This window comes from Nguyenibacter vanlangensis (assembly GCF_038719015.1).
In the GTDB taxonomy this organism is placed as follows: domain Bacteria; phylum Pseudomonadota; class Alphaproteobacteria; order Acetobacterales; family Acetobacteraceae; genus Gluconacetobacter; species Gluconacetobacter vanlangensis.
The window spans coordinates 2532991-2548280 of record NZ_CP152276.1; the positions used below are offsets into that span (position 1 = coordinate 2532991).

At 68.6% G+C, this 15290-nt stretch carries 16 protein-coding genes; 11 read left to right on the forward strand and 5 right to left on the reverse strand.

Translation table 11 applies throughout. From position 1 onward, the window contains the following. Nucleotides 1–55 precede the first annotated feature (55 nt). From AAC691_RS11745 to AAC691_RS11775, 7 genes are all read left to right on the forward strand, one after another. Nucleotides 56–886, forward strand: a complete 831-nt coding sequence (locus AAC691_RS11745; RefSeq protein WP_342630206.1) for an inositol monophosphatase family protein — start codon at nucleotides 56–58, stop codon at nucleotides 884–886. Between the two features lie 131 nt (nucleotides 887–1017). Continuing rightward, nucleotides 1018–1854 (forward strand): hypothetical protein, encoded by an 837-nt coding sequence (locus AAC691_RS11750; protein ID WP_342627017.1) that lies wholly within the window; start codon nucleotides 1018–1020, stop codon nucleotides 1852–1854. Beyond that, nucleotides 1851–2936, forward strand: a complete 1086-nt coding sequence (locus AAC691_RS11755) for a flagellar motor protein MotA (RefSeq protein WP_342627018.1) — start codon at nucleotides 1851–1853, stop codon at nucleotides 2934–2936. Before AAC691_RS11750 ends, AAC691_RS11755 begins: the two co-directional genes overlap by 4 nt. Nucleotides 2937–2952: 16 nt before the next feature. Further along, nucleotides 2953–3933, forward strand: coding sequence for a peptidoglycan -binding protein (locus tag AAC691_RS11760; RefSeq protein WP_342627019.1), 981 nt, complete (start codon nucleotides 2953–2955; stop codon nucleotides 3931–3933). 144 nt (nucleotides 3934–4077) lie between these two features. Beyond that, nucleotides 4078–4899, forward strand: a complete 822-nt coding sequence (locus tag AAC691_RS11765) for a universal stress protein (RefSeq protein ID WP_342627020.1) — start codon at nucleotides 4078–4080, stop codon at nucleotides 4897–4899. A gap of 55 nt (nucleotides 4900–4954) precedes the next feature. Further along, nucleotides 4955–5371: a fluoride efflux transporter CrcB gene (gene crcB / locus AAC691_RS11770; protein WP_342627021.1), complete on the forward strand. Its 417-nt coding sequence runs from the start codon at nucleotides 4955–4957 to the stop codon at nucleotides 5369–5371. Between the two features lie 107 nt (nucleotides 5372–5478). Continuing rightward, nucleotides 5479–6777 carry a lipopolysaccharide biosynthesis protein gene (locus AAC691_RS11775; protein ID WP_342627022.1) on the forward strand — a complete coding sequence of 433 codons (1299 nt, stop codon included), beginning with the start codon at nucleotides 5479–5481 and terminating at the stop codon, nucleotides 6775–6777. Between the two features lie 66 nt (nucleotides 6778–6843). Here the strand turns inward: AAC691_RS11775 and AAC691_RS11780 are convergent, their stop codons facing one another. Then, the gene (locus AAC691_RS11780) at nucleotides 6844–7815 is read right to left on the reverse strand and encodes a radical SAM protein (RefSeq protein ID WP_176641584.1); all 972 of its coding nucleotides are present in this window, start codon (nucleotides 7813–7815) and stop codon (nucleotides 6844–6846) included. Nucleotides 7816–7896: 81 nt separating this feature from the next. Beyond that, nucleotides 7897–9069: a glycosyltransferase gene (locus AAC691_RS11785; protein WP_342627023.1), complete on the reverse strand. Its 1173-nt coding sequence runs from the start codon at nucleotides 9067–9069 to the stop codon at nucleotides 7897–7899. Nucleotides 9070–9236: 167 nt separating this feature from the next. On the opposite strand from AAC691_RS11785, the gene AAC691_RS11790 reads away from it, so the two are divergent. Beyond that, on the forward strand, nucleotides 9237–10208 hold the full coding sequence (locus AAC691_RS11790) for a glycosyltransferase (RefSeq protein ID WP_176640362.1): 972 nt from the start codon (nucleotides 9237–9239) through the stop codon (nucleotides 10206–10208). 185 nt (nucleotides 10209–10393) lie between these two features. On the opposite strand, the gene AAC691_RS11795 is transcribed toward AAC691_RS11790, so the two are convergent. After that, entirely contained in the window at nucleotides 10394–11116 is a 723-nt protein-coding gene (locus tag AAC691_RS11795; protein ID WP_342627024.1) for an SDR family oxidoreductase, read from the reverse strand. A 105-nt stretch (nucleotides 11117–11221) separates the two neighbouring features. Between AAC691_RS11795 and AAC691_RS11800 the strand changes: the two genes are divergently transcribed. Further along, a complete protein-coding gene (locus AAC691_RS11800) occupies nucleotides 11222–12124 on the forward strand; it encodes a LysR family transcriptional regulator (RefSeq protein WP_342627025.1) in 903 nt (300 codons plus the stop codon). Between the two features lie 4 nt (nucleotides 12125–12128). On the opposite strand, the gene AAC691_RS11805 is transcribed toward AAC691_RS11800, so the two are convergent. After that, a complete protein-coding gene (locus AAC691_RS11805; RefSeq protein ID WP_342627026.1) occupies nucleotides 12129–13052 on the reverse strand; it encodes a bifunctional helix-turn-helix transcriptional regulator/GNAT family N-acetyltransferase in 924 nt (307 codons plus the stop codon). 116 nt (nucleotides 13053–13168) lie between these two features. After that, complete coding sequence (locus AAC691_RS11810; protein WP_342627027.1) at nucleotides 13169–13933, reverse strand: DeoR/GlpR family DNA-binding transcription regulator; 765 nt, start codon at nucleotides 13931–13933, stop codon at nucleotides 13169–13171. Between the two features lie 415 nt (nucleotides 13934–14348). On the opposite strand from AAC691_RS11810, the gene AAC691_RS11815 reads away from it, so the two are divergent. Beyond that, nucleotides 14349–14627, forward strand: a complete 279-nt coding sequence (locus tag AAC691_RS11815) for a hypothetical protein (RefSeq protein ID WP_176640427.1) — start codon at nucleotides 14349–14351, stop codon at nucleotides 14625–14627. A 47-nt stretch (nucleotides 14628–14674) separates the two neighbouring features. Beyond that, the gene (locus AAC691_RS11820; RefSeq protein WP_342627028.1) at nucleotides 14675–15205 is read left to right on the forward strand and encodes an SIS domain-containing protein; all 531 of its coding nucleotides are present in this window, start codon (nucleotides 14675–14677) and stop codon (nucleotides 15203–15205) included. The last annotated feature ends 85 nt before the right edge of the window (nucleotides 15206–15290 follow it).

Genomic DNA, 15290 nt, shown 5'->3' on the forward strand with positions numbered 1-15290 from the left:
CGCCCTTCCGACCATCCCCAACCCGCTGAACCAGACAGGACCGACCATCGTGGCCATGCGACTCTCTCCCCACATGACGGTGATGCAGAACGCGGCCCAGAAGGCCGCGCGGCGCCTGCTGCGCGACTTCAACGAGGTCGAGCAGCTTCAGGTCAGCATCAAGGGGCCGGGCGATTTCGTCTCGCAGGCCGATCTGCGCGCCGAGACCGCGATCCGCGAGGAACTGGCGCGCGCCCGCCCCGGCTACGGCTTCCTGATGGAAGAGAGCGGGGCGTCGGGCGGCGATGGCTGGACCTGGCGCTGGATCGTCGACCCGCTGGACGGGACCACGAACTTCCTGCACGGCATTCCGCACTGGGCGATTTCGATCGGGCTGCAGCGCCGCATGCCGGACGGCGGCGTCGAGATGGCCGCGGGCCTGGTCTATAACCCCGCCGCGAACGAGATGTTCTGGGCCGAGAAGGGGGTCGGCGCCTTTCTGAACGAGCGCCGCATCCGCGTCTCGGCGCGGCGCGACATGCTGGAGGCGCTGTTCGCCACCGGTATTCCGTTCGCCAAGGTGCCGGCGCAGCGCCGCCTGCCCTTCGCCCGGACGCTGGGTGCGCTGATGCCGCAGGTGGCGGGCATCCGCCGGTTCGGCGCGGCGGCGCTGGACCTGGCGTGGGTGGCGGCCGGCCGGTACGAAGGCTATTGGGAACTGGGGCTGAAGCCGTGGGACTGCGCGGCCGGCCTGCTGCTGGTGCGCGAGGCCGGCGGCTATGTCACCGATCCCGAAGGGAACGAGCTGGACGATCTGGGCGACACCGTCAACATCGTCGCCGGCAACACGCACCTGCACGCGCCGCTGCGCGAACTGGTGGCCGACAGCCTGACCGCGCGCGCCTGAGCTTGCGGGCCCCAGGCTTGTGGGTTCGGGCCTTGCGGGTTCTGGGCTTGCGGGTTCTGGGCTTGCGGGCGATCACCCACCCGGCGCGCGGGGATGCGCCCCGGCGCGATCTGTTCTAGGCTGCCCGGATCATGCCTCATACCGTCCGCCGTCCCTTCGCGTCCGCCCTGGCCGCGCCCTGCATCCTCGCCGCCCTGACGGCCGGTCCCGTCGTCCCGGCGAGCGTGGCGCGGGCGCAGGTCGTCACCAACGATACCGCGCTGTCGACCCTGGGCGCGGCGCACGGGACGACAACGCACAAGGCGGCCGCCGCCGCGGGCCATAGCGGCCATGCCGCCCGCCCGCCTGCCCGGAGAGCGGCGCCGGCCAGGACCGAACCGGCGGGCGGGAAAGCGGCCAGCGGATCGGCGGCCGGTCACGTACCGCCCGCCCCCACGATTCCGGCCGCGCCGCCACCGCCGCCGATCATCCGGCCGCCGGTAGTGGACGTGCCGCTGCACCCGCCGCCGCCGCCGCCGCCGACACCGGTGGTGGCGGACGCGAAGGGGGTGGCAACCGACCTGCCGGGCGGCCTGCGCCTGACCTTCGCGGCCGGCAGCGCGGACATGAATGCCGCGATGATCGACCGGGTGAAGCAATTTGCCGCCGGCCTGCTGCGGACGCCCGATGCGCGGGCGGAAGTGGACGCCACCGCGTCGGGCTCGCCCGACGACGTCTCCACGCCGCGGCGGGTGTCGCTGGAGCGGGGGCTGGCGATCCGGTCGATCCTGGTTCATGCCGGGGTGGCGACGACGCGGATCTATGTCCGGGCCATCGGCCTGCCGTCCCCCGGCGTTGCATCCGGCGGCGTTACATCCCTGGGGGCTGCGAACGAAACGGTACCCGATCATGTTGACGTGACCCGGTCGGATATGGTGGCCTCGACGTCAAAGCCCCCAGCCCCTTCGGAGCCACATCCCGCGCCGTGACCCAACCGACGACCTATCTGCTGCGCATCGCCGCGTTCCTTGCCGCCGTGGCCGTGGTGGCCACCCTTCTGTCGCGGACGCTGTTCGCGGCGTTCTTCAACAATCCGATCCTGGACGGGCTGATCCTGGCCATCCTGGCCTTCGGGATCATGTGGAACATCCGCATGGTGCTGCGGCTGCTGCCGGAGGTGCGCTGGGTCGAGACGCTGCGCCAGCCGCGCGCCGGGCTGACCCCGCCGACGCCGCCGCGCCTGCTGGCGCCGATGGCGTCGATGCTGGCGACGCACGGCCGCACCGACCGGCTGGTCCTGTCCACCCCGGCGATGCAGTCCATGCTGGACAGCCTGTCGTCGCGGCTGGACGAAGGGCGCGAATTGTCGCGCTACATGACCGGCCTGCTGATCTTCCTGGGCCTGCTGGGCACGTTCTACGGGCTGCTGCTGACCGTGGGGTCCATCGCCGACGTGATCGGGAGCCTGTCGATCGGATCGGGGGACCTGAACGTGATGTTCGGGCAGTTGAAGAGCGGGCTGGCCCAGCCGCTGCACGGCATGGGCACGGCCTTTTCGGGATCGATGTTCGGCCTGGCGGGCGCGCTGGTACTGGGCTTTCTGGACCTGACGGCCGGGCAGGCGCAGAATCGTTTCTTCAACGAACTGGAGGAATGGCTGGCCGGGCTGACGCGGATCAGCCCCGGCCTGGCCGGCGCGGACGGCGGCGATGCCAGCGTGCCGGCTTATGTCCAGGCGCTGCTGGAACAGACGGCCGAGAACCTGGAAAAGCTGCAGACGCTGATCGCGCGGGGCGAGGATGGCCGCGTGCAGCAGCAGGCGCTGCTGAGCAGCCTGAACGAGCGGATCGGCGTCATGACCGAGACGATGCGCGCCAGCCATGCGCTGATGCAGCGCATGGCCGACGACTCCGGCCATGGGCATTTGCGCGGGATCGAGAGTTTGCTGACGCGGATGCTGACCGACATGGAACAGGGCCGCGCGCAGGTTTCATCCGACATCCGCAGCGATCTGCGCCTGCTGGCCCGCACGGTCGCCGCGTCGGCGCCGGCCGGCGCGCGCGCGCCCTGACCGCAGGGGAACGCGCATGGCACGCCGCCGCCGCCAGACCCATGCCGGGCTGGACGCCTGGCCGGGATATGTGGACGCGCTGTCCACCCTGCTGATGGTCGTCATCTTCGTGCTGCTGGTGTTCGTGCTGGGGCAGGCGTTCCTGTCGGTGGTGCTGAACAAGCGCCAGCAGGCGATGGAGCAGCTTGCCCGGCAGGTCGCCCAGTTGAGCGAGATGCTGTCGCTGGAGAAGAGCCACAACCAGTCGCTGCAGCTTTCGGTCGCGTCCCTGCAGAGCGCACATGCGAAGGACCTGGCGATGGAGACGTCGCTGACCGCGCAGGTGGCGCAGACGGCCGCCGAGCGCGACAACCAGGCGCGGCTGGCGCAGGCCAGCGCGCAGCAGGTGAGCGCGCTGGGCGCGCAACTGGACCAGTTGCGCCAGCAATTGTCGGCCGCGACGGCGATGCTGGATATCTCGCAGAACGAGATCCGCGACCGGGACCGCAGGATCGACGATCTGGGCCTGAAGCTGAACGTGGCGCTGGCCGACAAGGTCGAGCAGTTGCAGCGTTATCGTTCGGAATTCTTCGGCCGGCTGCGTGACATCCTGAAGGACCAGCAGGGCGTGCAGGTCGTCGGCGACCGGTTCGTGTTCCAGAGCGAGGTGCTGTTCCCGCCGGGCAGCGCGGATTTGTCGCCCAAGGGCGTGGCCGAGATCCGCACCCTGGCCCGGACGTTCCGCCAGGTGTCGTCGCAGATTCCGGGGGGGATACCGTGGATCCTGCGGGTGGACGGGCATGCCGACCGCCAGCCGATCCATACGGCCTTCGCCAGCAACTGGGAATTGTCTTCGGCCCGCGCGATCACGGTGGTGAAGCTGCTGATCGCCGAAGGGATCAGCCCGCATCACCTGGCGGCGACCGGTTTCGCCGATTTCCAGCCGCTGGACGCGCATGACACCCAGGCGGCCTTTGCCCGCAACCGGCGCATCGAGTTCCGCCTGACGGACCGCTGACGCCCCCGGCTCCGAACCCGTTCGTGGATTTCGGAGCCGGCCAGGGCGTCCCACGGCGTCGGGATATCGAGGCGATTGAAGGGCGTGGCCGCGGTGCATAGTTATGAGAATATCATAGCCTGAGCCGCGCGGCCGGAGGGCGTCATGACCGGTCTGCTGATCCTGCTGAATCGTCCCGACCAGGTGGCGGCGTTGCTGGATGCGGCGCGGGATGTGGCCGGACGGCTGGCCGTGCGCCGGCTGGACGTGGCCGCGGCGCGCGAGCCGCCCGACGATACGATCCTGCCGACGGAAGAAATCCTGACCGAAGCCGACCGGGCGCGCATCCGCGCCGCCCAGCGGGCCTGGGCCGGGGCCCTGCATCGCCAGGTTGTGGCGTGGGCCGATGCGCTGCGGGCACGGGACCCGGCGGCGCTGGCGCCGGACGGGCTGGCGCTGAACTGGCTGGACCCGGAGATGTCGGCCGCGCGGCTGATCATGCTGCATGCCGCGGACGATACCGCGATCGTCACCGGGTTCCCGCACCCGCATGACGGCGACCAGGCGCGGCGCGGGCTGCATGCCGCGCTGTTCGATTCCCGCCGGCCGGTGCTGCTGGTGCCCGAGGGCTGGCATGCCGGGGTGGGGCGGCGCATCCTGCTGGCCTGGACCGACATGCCGGCCTGCCACCGGGCCGTGGCCGCCGCGCGCCCGCTGATCGCGCAGGCGGAGCAGGTGGCGGTGCTGGACCGCGACGGCAGCGCGCCGCCCGCGAACGTGCCGGGCGGGCGAATCCTACCCTCGCCGCCCCCCGACGGATCGGCCGCCGAACAGGCCGACGCCATCCTGGCCGCCGCGGGCGCCGCTGCCAGTGACCTGCTGGTCATCGGCGGCTATACTCATGGCGTTTTGCATGATCGCCTGCGCGGCAGCGTGACGGACCAGATCCTGGCACATGCCGCGATACCGACCTGGATCCAGCATTGATGCCGTGGTCGACGTCAGGATTGCGACCCAGGCGGGCGCAGCGGCACAGGATGGAATGGTGGACAGGTTTCTGACGACGATGGCCATTGCGGCGGGCGGGGCCCTGGGCAGCGTGGCCCGCTACTGGGTGGGAATCGGGCTGGCACGCTGGAGCCAGGCGATGCCGTGGGGCACGATGCTGATCAATGCCAGCGGGTCGTTCGCGATCGCGTTTTTCGGGACGCTGACCCTGTCGAGCGGACGCTATCCGGCCTCGGACCTGGCGCGGCTGTTCTTCATGGTCGGAATCTGCGGCGGGTACACTACATTTTCATCTTTCAGCCTGCAGAGTTTCGACCTGCTGCGCGGTGGGGCGGCGGGGCGGGCGGCGTTGAACATGGTACTGTCGGTCGCGATCTGCATGCTGTGCGTGGCCGCGGGCCACTGGGCGGCGGAGATGCTGAACCGTGCCCAGGCGGAGGCAGTGCCCTGAACCGCCCCCTGCGCTTGCCGCGTGGGGGGTGAGGGCGTATCAGGGGGGCGAACAGGATCGGGAATGCGGAAGATGAGCGTCGGTTACTCATGGCGCGCGGTGCGCCCATGAGCAGTCGTGGCGCGGGACTGATGGCCCGGATTCTGCGCAATACCGGGATCCTGCTGGGCGGCAAGGGCATGGCCGGCGTGATGGGCCTGGCCGGCACCGCGCTGGCGGTACGCGCGCTGGGGCTGCACGATTTCGGGATTCTGCAACTGGTCCATACCTGCGCGTCGCTGTTTTCCGTGGGCACGCGCTTTCAGTCCTGGCAACCGCTGCTGCATTTCGGCAGCGCGCTGTTCGCCCAGGGGGAGCGGACACGCTTCCAGGCGCTGCTGCGCCATTGTTTCCTGCTGGACATGATCGGGGCCGCCGCCGGAATGGTGCTGGCGCTGTGCGGGGTGGCCGGGTTCGGCACCGTCTTCGGCTGGCCGGCGGGCTGCCAGCACGCCGCGCTGGTCTATATGACCACGATCCTGTTCATGAACACGTGCTGCGCGTTGGGGGTGCTGCGGCTGACGGACCGGTTCAAGCAATCGGCCATCGCCGACCTGGCGAGCAGCGTGACGCGGGTGGGCGGCACGGTCCTGGGCCTGTGCCTGCATTGGCACCTGCCGGCGTTTCTGGCGGTGTGGTACGCATCGAACATGGCGTCGTTCGCCGCCAACAACCTGTCGGCCTGGCGCGCCATCCGCCATACCGCGAGCTTTGCCGGGTTCCGCGCGCTGGGTGGGCGCTGGCTGTCCGGGCTGGACGGGATCTGGCGGCTGACGCTGGCGACCAGCGGCAACCAGGCCGTGGCGGCACTGACCTCACGCATGGGGGTGCTGCTGGTGGGCGCGGCGCTGGACCCGGCGGCGGCGGGGATCTACAGCGTGACCTGGCATCTCTGCGACGCGCTGGCCCAGCCGGCGCAATTGCTGACGCCGGCGCTGTATCCCGAGCTGATCCGGCTGCGCGACGGCAAGGATTGGGTATCGATGCGGCGGGTGATGCGCCGGATCTTCCAGGCGCTGGGGGTCTTTTCGGTCGTCGCGCTGCTGGTCGCGTTCTGTATCGGGCCGTTCCTGTTCCGCACCCTGCTGGCGATCCACCGGCCGGACACGCTGTCGCTGCTGATGCTGCTGAGCAGCGCCGCGATCCTGGATCTGTGGGACGTACCGCTGGAACCGCTGCTGGTCTCGCTGGGCTGGGCGCAGCATCTGTTCGCCGGACGGGTGGCGGCGACGGTCCTGTGCATGCCGGTGCTGTACGGACTGGCGCATCTGTGGGGCGTGGACGGCGCGGGAGTGGCGACCCTGCTGGCCGAGGCGCTGATCCTGGCGACGCGTTTCGTGCCGTTCCGGCGCCTGCAGCAGCTATAGACCCATCGAGGCCCGTTGCTGCCGCCGGCCCCGTCGCCCGGGGCGGGCGGCCAGGCGGGGCGACGGTCAGGCGGCCTGCTGGGGGCCGCGATAGCGGTCGAACATGCTCATCTGATGCACGCAACTGAGCGTGCAGGTGGGGGCGCAGGATTTGCTGGCATGGTATTCGCGGCGGATGTCGGCGGGGCCGTATTCCAGCAGCGGGGTGCCCGGATAGCCGCGCTGCTGCGAGCACCAATGCACCATCCCGTCTTCGGTCACGTAGAGGTAGCGGGCGCCGGCGCGGCATTTCCAGTCATTCGGCTGCCCATGCATCAAATTCTTCTGGAACAGCCGGTAATTCAGCGTATGGACCAGCGAGGGCGAGATTTCGGTCACGCGCCGGTAGGCCTGCATCTGCGCGTCGCTGAGCGCCTTCAGCGCCCCGTGATCATCATGCAGCACGCCGACCGAATGCTGCAATCCGTAGCGGGCGGCCGTCTCGGCGATGGTGACCACGTCCTGGGTGCGCTCGCCGGTCACGCCTAGGACCGAATTCACGTTGACCTTGAAGCGGGCATGCTGCTGCAGCAGCGCCAGCCGCCCCTCGACCGAGGAGAGGCTCTTCATCGAGACCTCGTCGGGGGTCAGGTTGTCGATGCTGACCTGCATGCCCTGCAGGCCGGCCGCGTTCAGCCGGTCGATCCAGCCCCGCGACAGGCGGAAACCGTTGGTGATCATGGTCACGATCATGCCGTGGTCGCGGGCGATGCGCACGATCCTGTCCAGGTCCGGATGCAGCAGCGGCTCGCCCCCGGTGAAGGTGATCGAGGCGGTACCGAGCCCGGCCAGGTGATCGACCCGGGCCTTGAGGTCCGCGAAGGGAACCGGGGCCGAGAAATCGTCGTACTCGTTGCAGTAGCCGCAGGCGAGGTTGCAGCGGCGCGTCACCACCACCTGGGCCAGCAGCGGCGTATAGCGGGTGCCGATGGCCTTGGCCGCGAAGCGCGCGCCGGCACGGAGATTTTTCAAGCGGGAGGCCAGGGACATGTCGTTCATCGCTGCATCGGCGCCCGGAGGGCGAGGAAAAGGGGCGCATCATAGGCAGGGTTGCGACCGAGCGAAAGCCACGATCGGACATCAGGCCGCGCCATGCCCGGTCGTGGCCGTGGCGCCGGCCGCATGCTCGGCGATCAGCCGGTCGTACCAGTCTTCGAGCAGGCGCGTCTGGCGGTGCAGGTCGAAACGGTCGGCGACGAAGGCGCGGGCGTGGCGCCCCATGGCGGCGCGTCGTCCGGCATCGGCCAGCACCGTTTCGATGGCGGCGGCCAGGGCCTCGGCGTCGCGGGGCGGGACGATCAGGCCGCTGCGCCCTTCGTCGATGGTTTCGGGGATGCCGCCGACCCGCGCGCCGATGGACGGGACGCCGGTGGCCGCGGCCTCCAGCGCCACCATGCCCAGCCCCTCGACGCGGCCGGTGGCGGTTTCGAGGCTGGGCACGACCAGCATCGCGGCGCGGCGCATATGCGCCAGCACGACGTCATGCGGCTGCGGGCCCAGGAAGGACACGCGGTCGGCGATGCCCAGCGCCGCCGCCTGTTCCATCAGGCGGCCCTTGAGCGGGCCATCGCCGATGATGGCGAGGCGGGCCCGGCCGTGCCGCGGCGCGAGGCGCGCGAAGGCCCGCAGCAGGTACGTCGTGCCCTTGAGTTCGACCAGCCGGGCGACATGCAGGATGGTGGGGGTTTCCTGATCCGGCGCACGCGGGCGGATGGCGGCGCAATCCACCCCGATATAATGCACGTGCGTGCGCTCGGCCGGAAAGCCCAGCGCCAGGGCGCGGGCATGCAGGAAATGGGAATTGCACAGGAAAAGCTGCCCCTGACGGGCCAGCGCGCGCCGATGGAGCGGATAATTCGCCCAGGCGGGCGAGCGCAGGAAATGCGCGGTCGCGAGCGTGACGTCGAAACCGTGGAAGGTGGTGACCAGCGGCACGCCGAGACGGCGCGCCAGCGGCAGGGCATAGACCCCGTCCACCCCGAAATGCGCATGCACCAGGGCGGGGCGATGCCCGGCCAGCAGCCGCAGATAGGGCGCGGGACTGCGCGTGAGCATCTGGGCGCCGATGCGGGGATAGACCAGATGGCGCAATCCTTCGGACAGCAGCACGGTCCGGGCGCCGTCGGGTCCGAGGCCATAGCGCAGGCGACCGGTATAGAGGGGCGCATGGCGGCGCAGGGCCTGGGCCTGCTGGACGATGAAGGTTTCGGACAGACGAAACAAATTCTGACGAAAGAGAACGATGTCGCGCAATACGGCCCCCTGTTGGCCTGGTGCGGCCGGGTGGCACCCTACAGAAACGGCGGGACGAGGCGAAGGGGGCGCGATCGGGTCTGGACAGGCGCGGTCCGGGGCCATAACCCGTAGCCTGTCCCCCTCCCTTTTTCTGCGGCGCCCGCGGGCGCCCGGCGCCGGATGCCATGACGATACCCGCCCGCGTGCATTTCTGCTGGATCGGCCCGACCCTGCCCTGGGCCTATGTCTTCGCCGTCCTGTCGGCGGCAGCCCGGAGCGGGATGGACGAGGTGATCCTGCACCATACCGACGCACTGGCCGAGGGACCCGAAATCCGGGCGCTGCGGGCGGCGGCGCGGGTGCGGCTGTCGCGGATCGACCCGGCGGCCTATCTGGCGGCGGTCGAGCGGGCGGCGGGGATCACGGAGGGGCGACTGAGCGCGTTCTACCAGTCGGTCCCGCGTCCGGTGCAGCGGGCGGATATCCTGCGCGTGGCGATCCTGTATCGCGAAGGCGGCGTGTATCTGGACCTGGATACGATCACCGTCGCGTCGTTCCGGCCGCTGCTGGGGGCCGCGCAGTTCGTCGGCACCGAATTCATCGTCTGGCCGCAGGCGGTGTGCGCCACACGCGACCGGCGCATCCGCGCGCGGCATACGGCGCTGGCCGTGCTGCGCAGGGTGCTGCGCACCATCCCGCTTGGCTGGAAACTTTTCCGGCGGGTTACGCATCTTTACTGCCGCGGGATGAACAACGCGGCGATGGGCGCACAGGCGGGCAGCCCGTTCTTTGCGACCTGCCTGCGGCACATGCTGGCGATGTCGCCGCAGGAGCGGGTACGGCCCTATGCGCTGGGGCCGCATCTGCTGGACGCGTTGGCGGCGTGCGGGGAAAGCGGCACGTTGACGGTGCATGACCCGGCAATCTTCTACCCGATGCCGCCCGAGATTTCCGAACATCTGTTCCGCCGCGGCCGGCATGTCCGCGCGCAGGACGTGCTGCAGCCCGGAACCTGCGTGGTGCATTGGTATGCATCGGTGCGCACCAAGCAGCGCGTCGCGCGGATTACCCCCCGATCGGTCCAAGCCGACCGGGAGCGGCAGCTATTCAGCGCGCTGGTGAGCATGGTTCTGGAAACCTTGCCCGACGAGGACTAGGCTTTTTCACTGAACACCGGTTCGACAGAAAAGCTCTATTGTCCTGATTCCGAAATTCGCAAGCGAATTTTAGAATCGAAAGGACAATAGAATCAATATTTTAGTGGCCTGCTGATCCGAGAAATTCTCATAAGAATTTCTCGGGCAGGACACTATGTTGTTATTTATCGAGCATCTTCACCCGTTCAAACGAGCATGCCGCCACCATCGACGACGAGCACCTGCCCGGTCGAAAAACCCTGTTCCATCAGGAAAAGATAGGCCTTGGCCAAATCGGCGGCTTCGCCGATCCGTCCGACGGGCAGGGCCTGGGCGGCGGCCTGATACATGGCCTGGCGCTGGGGGTCGGGCATGTCGCGCCAGAGCGGCGTGCGCACGAAGCCGGGCGAGACGATATTGACGCGCAGCGGCGCCAGTTCCACCGCCAGCGCGCGGGTCAGGCCCTCCATTGCCGCGCAGATGCTTGCCCCCAGGGTCCAACCCTGCTGAGGCGGGCGGGCGCCCGCGATGCCGGATGTCAAAACGATCGAACCGCCCGGCCGGATTGCGGACGCGGCAAATTTCGCGGCAGCCAGCGCGCCCCAATAACGGATTTCGAAGAAATCGCGTGCGCTGTCCAACGTGAGATCGGACAGCGTGCCGCACAACAATGTTTCGCCCGCGGTGTAGACGAGGTGGTCGAATGGCCCGATCCGGGTGAACAGGTCGCGGATCTGGTCCGCGCTGCGCAGGTCGGCGACGTGGCCCTGGGCGTTGGGCGGCAATTGCGCCAGCGTGGCCCGCACATTTTGCGGATTGTGCGATACGACCAGCGGCACGCCCCCGGCACGGGCCACATCCCGGGCGACGGCCTGTCCGATACCCGACGTGCCGCCCAGAATGACGACCTGCTTGTTCTCGAGAGTCATGTCCATGCTCCATCCCTATGACCGGATGACCCGGCAAAGGGAGGATCGCGCTGGACACAGCATGATTCGAGCGCAATCATGTCACTATAAGCATGACGGACAATCATGATGGACGCGCGGTTGCTGAGCGGAATCGGAACGATGATCGCGGTGGCGGAAACCGGAAACTTTGCCCGGGCTGCGGAAAGCCTGGGCTTGACCCCGTCGGGTGTCAGCCGGGCGATCGGGCGGCTGGAGCAGCGCCTGGGCGCGCGGCTGTTCAATCGCAATGCCCAGGCCACCGTCCTGACCGAAGCGGGGCGGCAGTTCGTGGCCGAGGTGACACCGCTGCTGGCCGGGATTGCCGATGCCGCGGCCCGGACCGGCGGCGAGACGCAGGCCGTGCGCGGTCGGTTGCGCGTGAATTGCGATTCCTGGTTTGCCAGCCTGATGCTGGCGCCGAAGCTGCAATCCTTTCTGGATGCCTATCCTGCGCTGACGCTGGATCTGGTCGTACGCGATACTCTGGGCGACCTGGTGTCGGACGGATTCGACGCCGCCATCCGATTCGGCGTGCCGCAGGCGCCGGGGCCGGTGACGCGCAGATTGCTGGAGACACGGATCCTGACCTGCGCCGCGCCGTCCTACCTGGCGCGGCATGGACGGCCGAACCACCCGTCGGCACTGGCCGATCCGGCGCATCATTGCCTGTTGTTCCGCGACCCGGCGACGGGACGGCCCTTCGACTGGGAATTCCATCGTGCCGGCGAAATCCTGAGGGTTTCCGTGCATGGACGGCTGGTGCTGAACGATGTGGCGACGTCGATCGCGGCCTGCATGGCCGGATTGGGCATTGCCCAGCCCATGGCGCTGGGCATCGACGCGGCGCTGCGCGACGGGCGGCTGGTCGAATTGTTTCCCGACTGGAACGGCGAATATTTTCCGCTGCATGCCTATTACCCGTCGCGCCATCTGCCGCCGGCCAAGGTACGGGCCTTTCTGGATTTCGTCCTGGCGGAGGTGGCGTAGCGGGTCAGGCCGGCGGCATGGTCAGGTCCAGCACCCAGGTTTCACCCTGGAGCGGCAGGCCGAACACGGTGTGGGGAGCGGTTTCCGTCAGGCGGAAGCCGTTTCGGGCATAGAGCCGGCGGGCGCCGTCCAGCACCGTGTGGGTCCAGAGGGTGAGCCGATCATAGCCGCAATCGCGCGCAAACGCGACGCAACGTGCGATCAGTTCGCCGCCGATGCCGCGGCCGCGGGCGAAGGGTTCGACATAGAGCAGCCGCAGCCGCGCAATGCCGCCGCCTTCGTCCGTCAGCATGACGGAACCGGCCGCGACGCCGTCCAGTTCGGCCACCCAGCATTGTTCGCGCCCCGGCTTGAAATCGCGCAGGAAGGCGGCGGCGGCGTCCAGCACCGCGACTTCGAGCCCCCTGCCCCAGCCATTTTCCTGCTGGTAGAGCAGTGCCTGCCGCGCCGCGATCTGTCCCAGATCGCCGGCGCGGAAGGGACGGATGGCGACCGCACCGCCCGAAGCCGGGTCCAGCCGCAGCCGGGCCAGGGCCAGGGATTGCGCCACATCCCGGCGGCCCCAGCCGTCCTGATCGGCCAGCATGGCGCGCGTGGCCTCGGCCTGGCGTTCGTCGACCGCCTGGAAGGCCGCCTGGCCGGCCGGAGAGAGCGAGAGCGGGCGGGCGCGCCCGTCGGTGCCGTCGCGGTGGCGGACGATCCAGCCGCGGGATTCGAACCGTGCCAGCATGCGGCTGACATGCGCGGGGTCCATGTCCAGAAGGCGGCGCAGATCGCTGGCCAGCACGCGGCCGGCCCGCGCGATTTCCAGCAGCATCCTGGCCTCACCCAGGGTCAGGTCGGTGCCGAGGAAGCGCGTATTCAGCGCCCCGACCCGATGGGTATAGAAACGGTTGAATGTCCGGACGGACGTAACGGTCTGATCCATGCCGACACCACAGCATGGATGATTGACGGCGTCAACAAATGCGATTGATATCGTCAACCATCTGGATGGCGCGCGTCGGCCGTGTCGGGGGGGGGGCCCGCGTCAGGGGGTCGGTGTCAGGGGGCTCGTGTCAGGGGGATGTTGAGTTGGGCCAGGCGGCCGACCCATTCCTCGTCCAGGCCGGAATCGGTAAAGACCCTGGACACCTGGTCCAGTTTTCCGACGCGATAGGTCGAGTGGCGGTTGAACTTGCTGCTGTCGGCCAGCAGATAGCGTTCGGTGGCGTGCTTCAGCATGGCCGCGTTCAGGCGGGCTTCGTCGCTGTCGGGGGTGGCGATCGTATTGTCGGGCTGCACCGCGCTGGCGCCCAGATAGAGCTGGTCGAACCACAGCCCGTCGATCACCTGTTCGGACAGGACGCCGACCACGCTGCGATTGCCCGCGCGCACGCGGCCGCCCAGCAGGATGACCTGCACCTGGTCCATGCCCATCAGCGCCTCGGCCACCGCGATATTGTTGGAGAACACCGTCAGCGGCATCGGATCGAGCCGCAGGCGGTGCGCCATCTGCAGCACGGTCGTGCCGGCATCGAAGAACACCGCCGAGCCGGGACGCAGTTGCGCGAAGGCGGCATCGGCGATCGCGCGCTTGTCTTCCAGACGCTGATGTTCACGCGCCTCGAAGGCGATTTCCATGCCGACCGTCTCGGCGATCGCGGCGCCGCCATGGGTGCGGATGATGACGCCCTGTTCTTCCAGCCGCTGGAGGTCGCGCCGGATCGTGGCCAGAGAGGCATCGACCTTTTCCGCCAGTTCGTGGATGCCGGTCATGCCGTTGAGATAGAGGTAGCGGCGAATCTGCGTCAGGCGGTCGGGGGGCACGATGTTTCTCCCATCGAACGAAGGATTTCACCCGATTTCACTGGAATCAATATTTTAGTGACCTGCTGATCCGAGAAATTCTCATAAGAATTTCTCGGGCAGGACACTAGGGCGTGCGGGCGCTGCCGGCAGGATGATGATGGCACGGCCGGAATCTAGACAGGCGCCGGAATGCGGTCAATGCGGCGGCGATGACCGGCACGGCAGGAGAGGAGACGATGTCCGTGGGGGGTGAACGATCCTATAACGTCATATTCATGATCGCATAGCGCAAATTTTTGGCGAATTTCGTGAAAGAATTTCGCTCTTCGATCCAATTTCAATCATAAACGATCATATTATTGAATTGATATGAGGGGTTTCGGCTCGGAATCATTGACGCATGCGGCGACGCCCGACGGCTGGAGGAGAGAACGTGCGGCACGATTCCGGGACGCCCTGCGTGCTGGCGCTGGACGGCGGCGGGTCCAAGACGCTGGTCCTTCTGGTCGGACGGGACGCCGCGGTGCTGGCGGTGCGCCAGGCCGGCGGATCCAACCCGTTCGACCGGCCGGACTGGCGGGCGGTGATGGCCGGATTGCTGGCCGGCCTGCCGGACGGGATCGAAGCGGCGGTCTTCGGCATGGCGGGCTATGGCGAAAGCCGCGACGCTGAATGCGCGGGGCGTATCGGCCCGCGCGGTGCCGGGCAATGAATGGACGCGGCGGCGGGGCGATTACGTCCCCGCCGCGATGAAGCCGCATGTCGTCGCCCTGTCGCGCAGCGGCGAGTCGACCGAGACGGTGGCAGCGGCCCGAGACCACCCGGGCGGCGGAGACGCTGCTGAACACGGCCGATCCGCACCTGAAGAGCGTGATCGCAGGACGGTCGCACTTCGTGTTCCTGGGGGCGGGGGCGCTGTACGGCGTGGCGCGTGAGGGCGCGCTGAAGCTGCGGGAAATGAGCCTGAGCCAGACCGAGGCGCATCATCCGCTGGAATATCGCCACGGCCCGGTCAGCCTGATCGACGAGCGGTCCTGCGTGATCGTGCTGTACCATCCGGACACGATCGCGGAGGAAGCGCTGGTCGCGCGTGAGGTGATGGCGAAGGGCGCGCGCGTGCTGGGCCTGGGCGGCCCGGGCACCGTGGAACTGCCCATTGCCGGGCCGGCCGACGTGCGGCCGCTGGTCTGCCTGCCGGTGCTGCAATTGCTGGGCGAATATGTGGCGCGGATGCGCGGGCTGGACACGCTGGCGCCGCGGCACCTGACCAAGGTCGTGACGATCGGCTGACCGGGCGCGGTAGAAGGAGGCGACCTGCAACTAGTGTCCTGCCCGAGAAATTCTTATGAGAATTTCTCGGACCGGCAGGCCACTA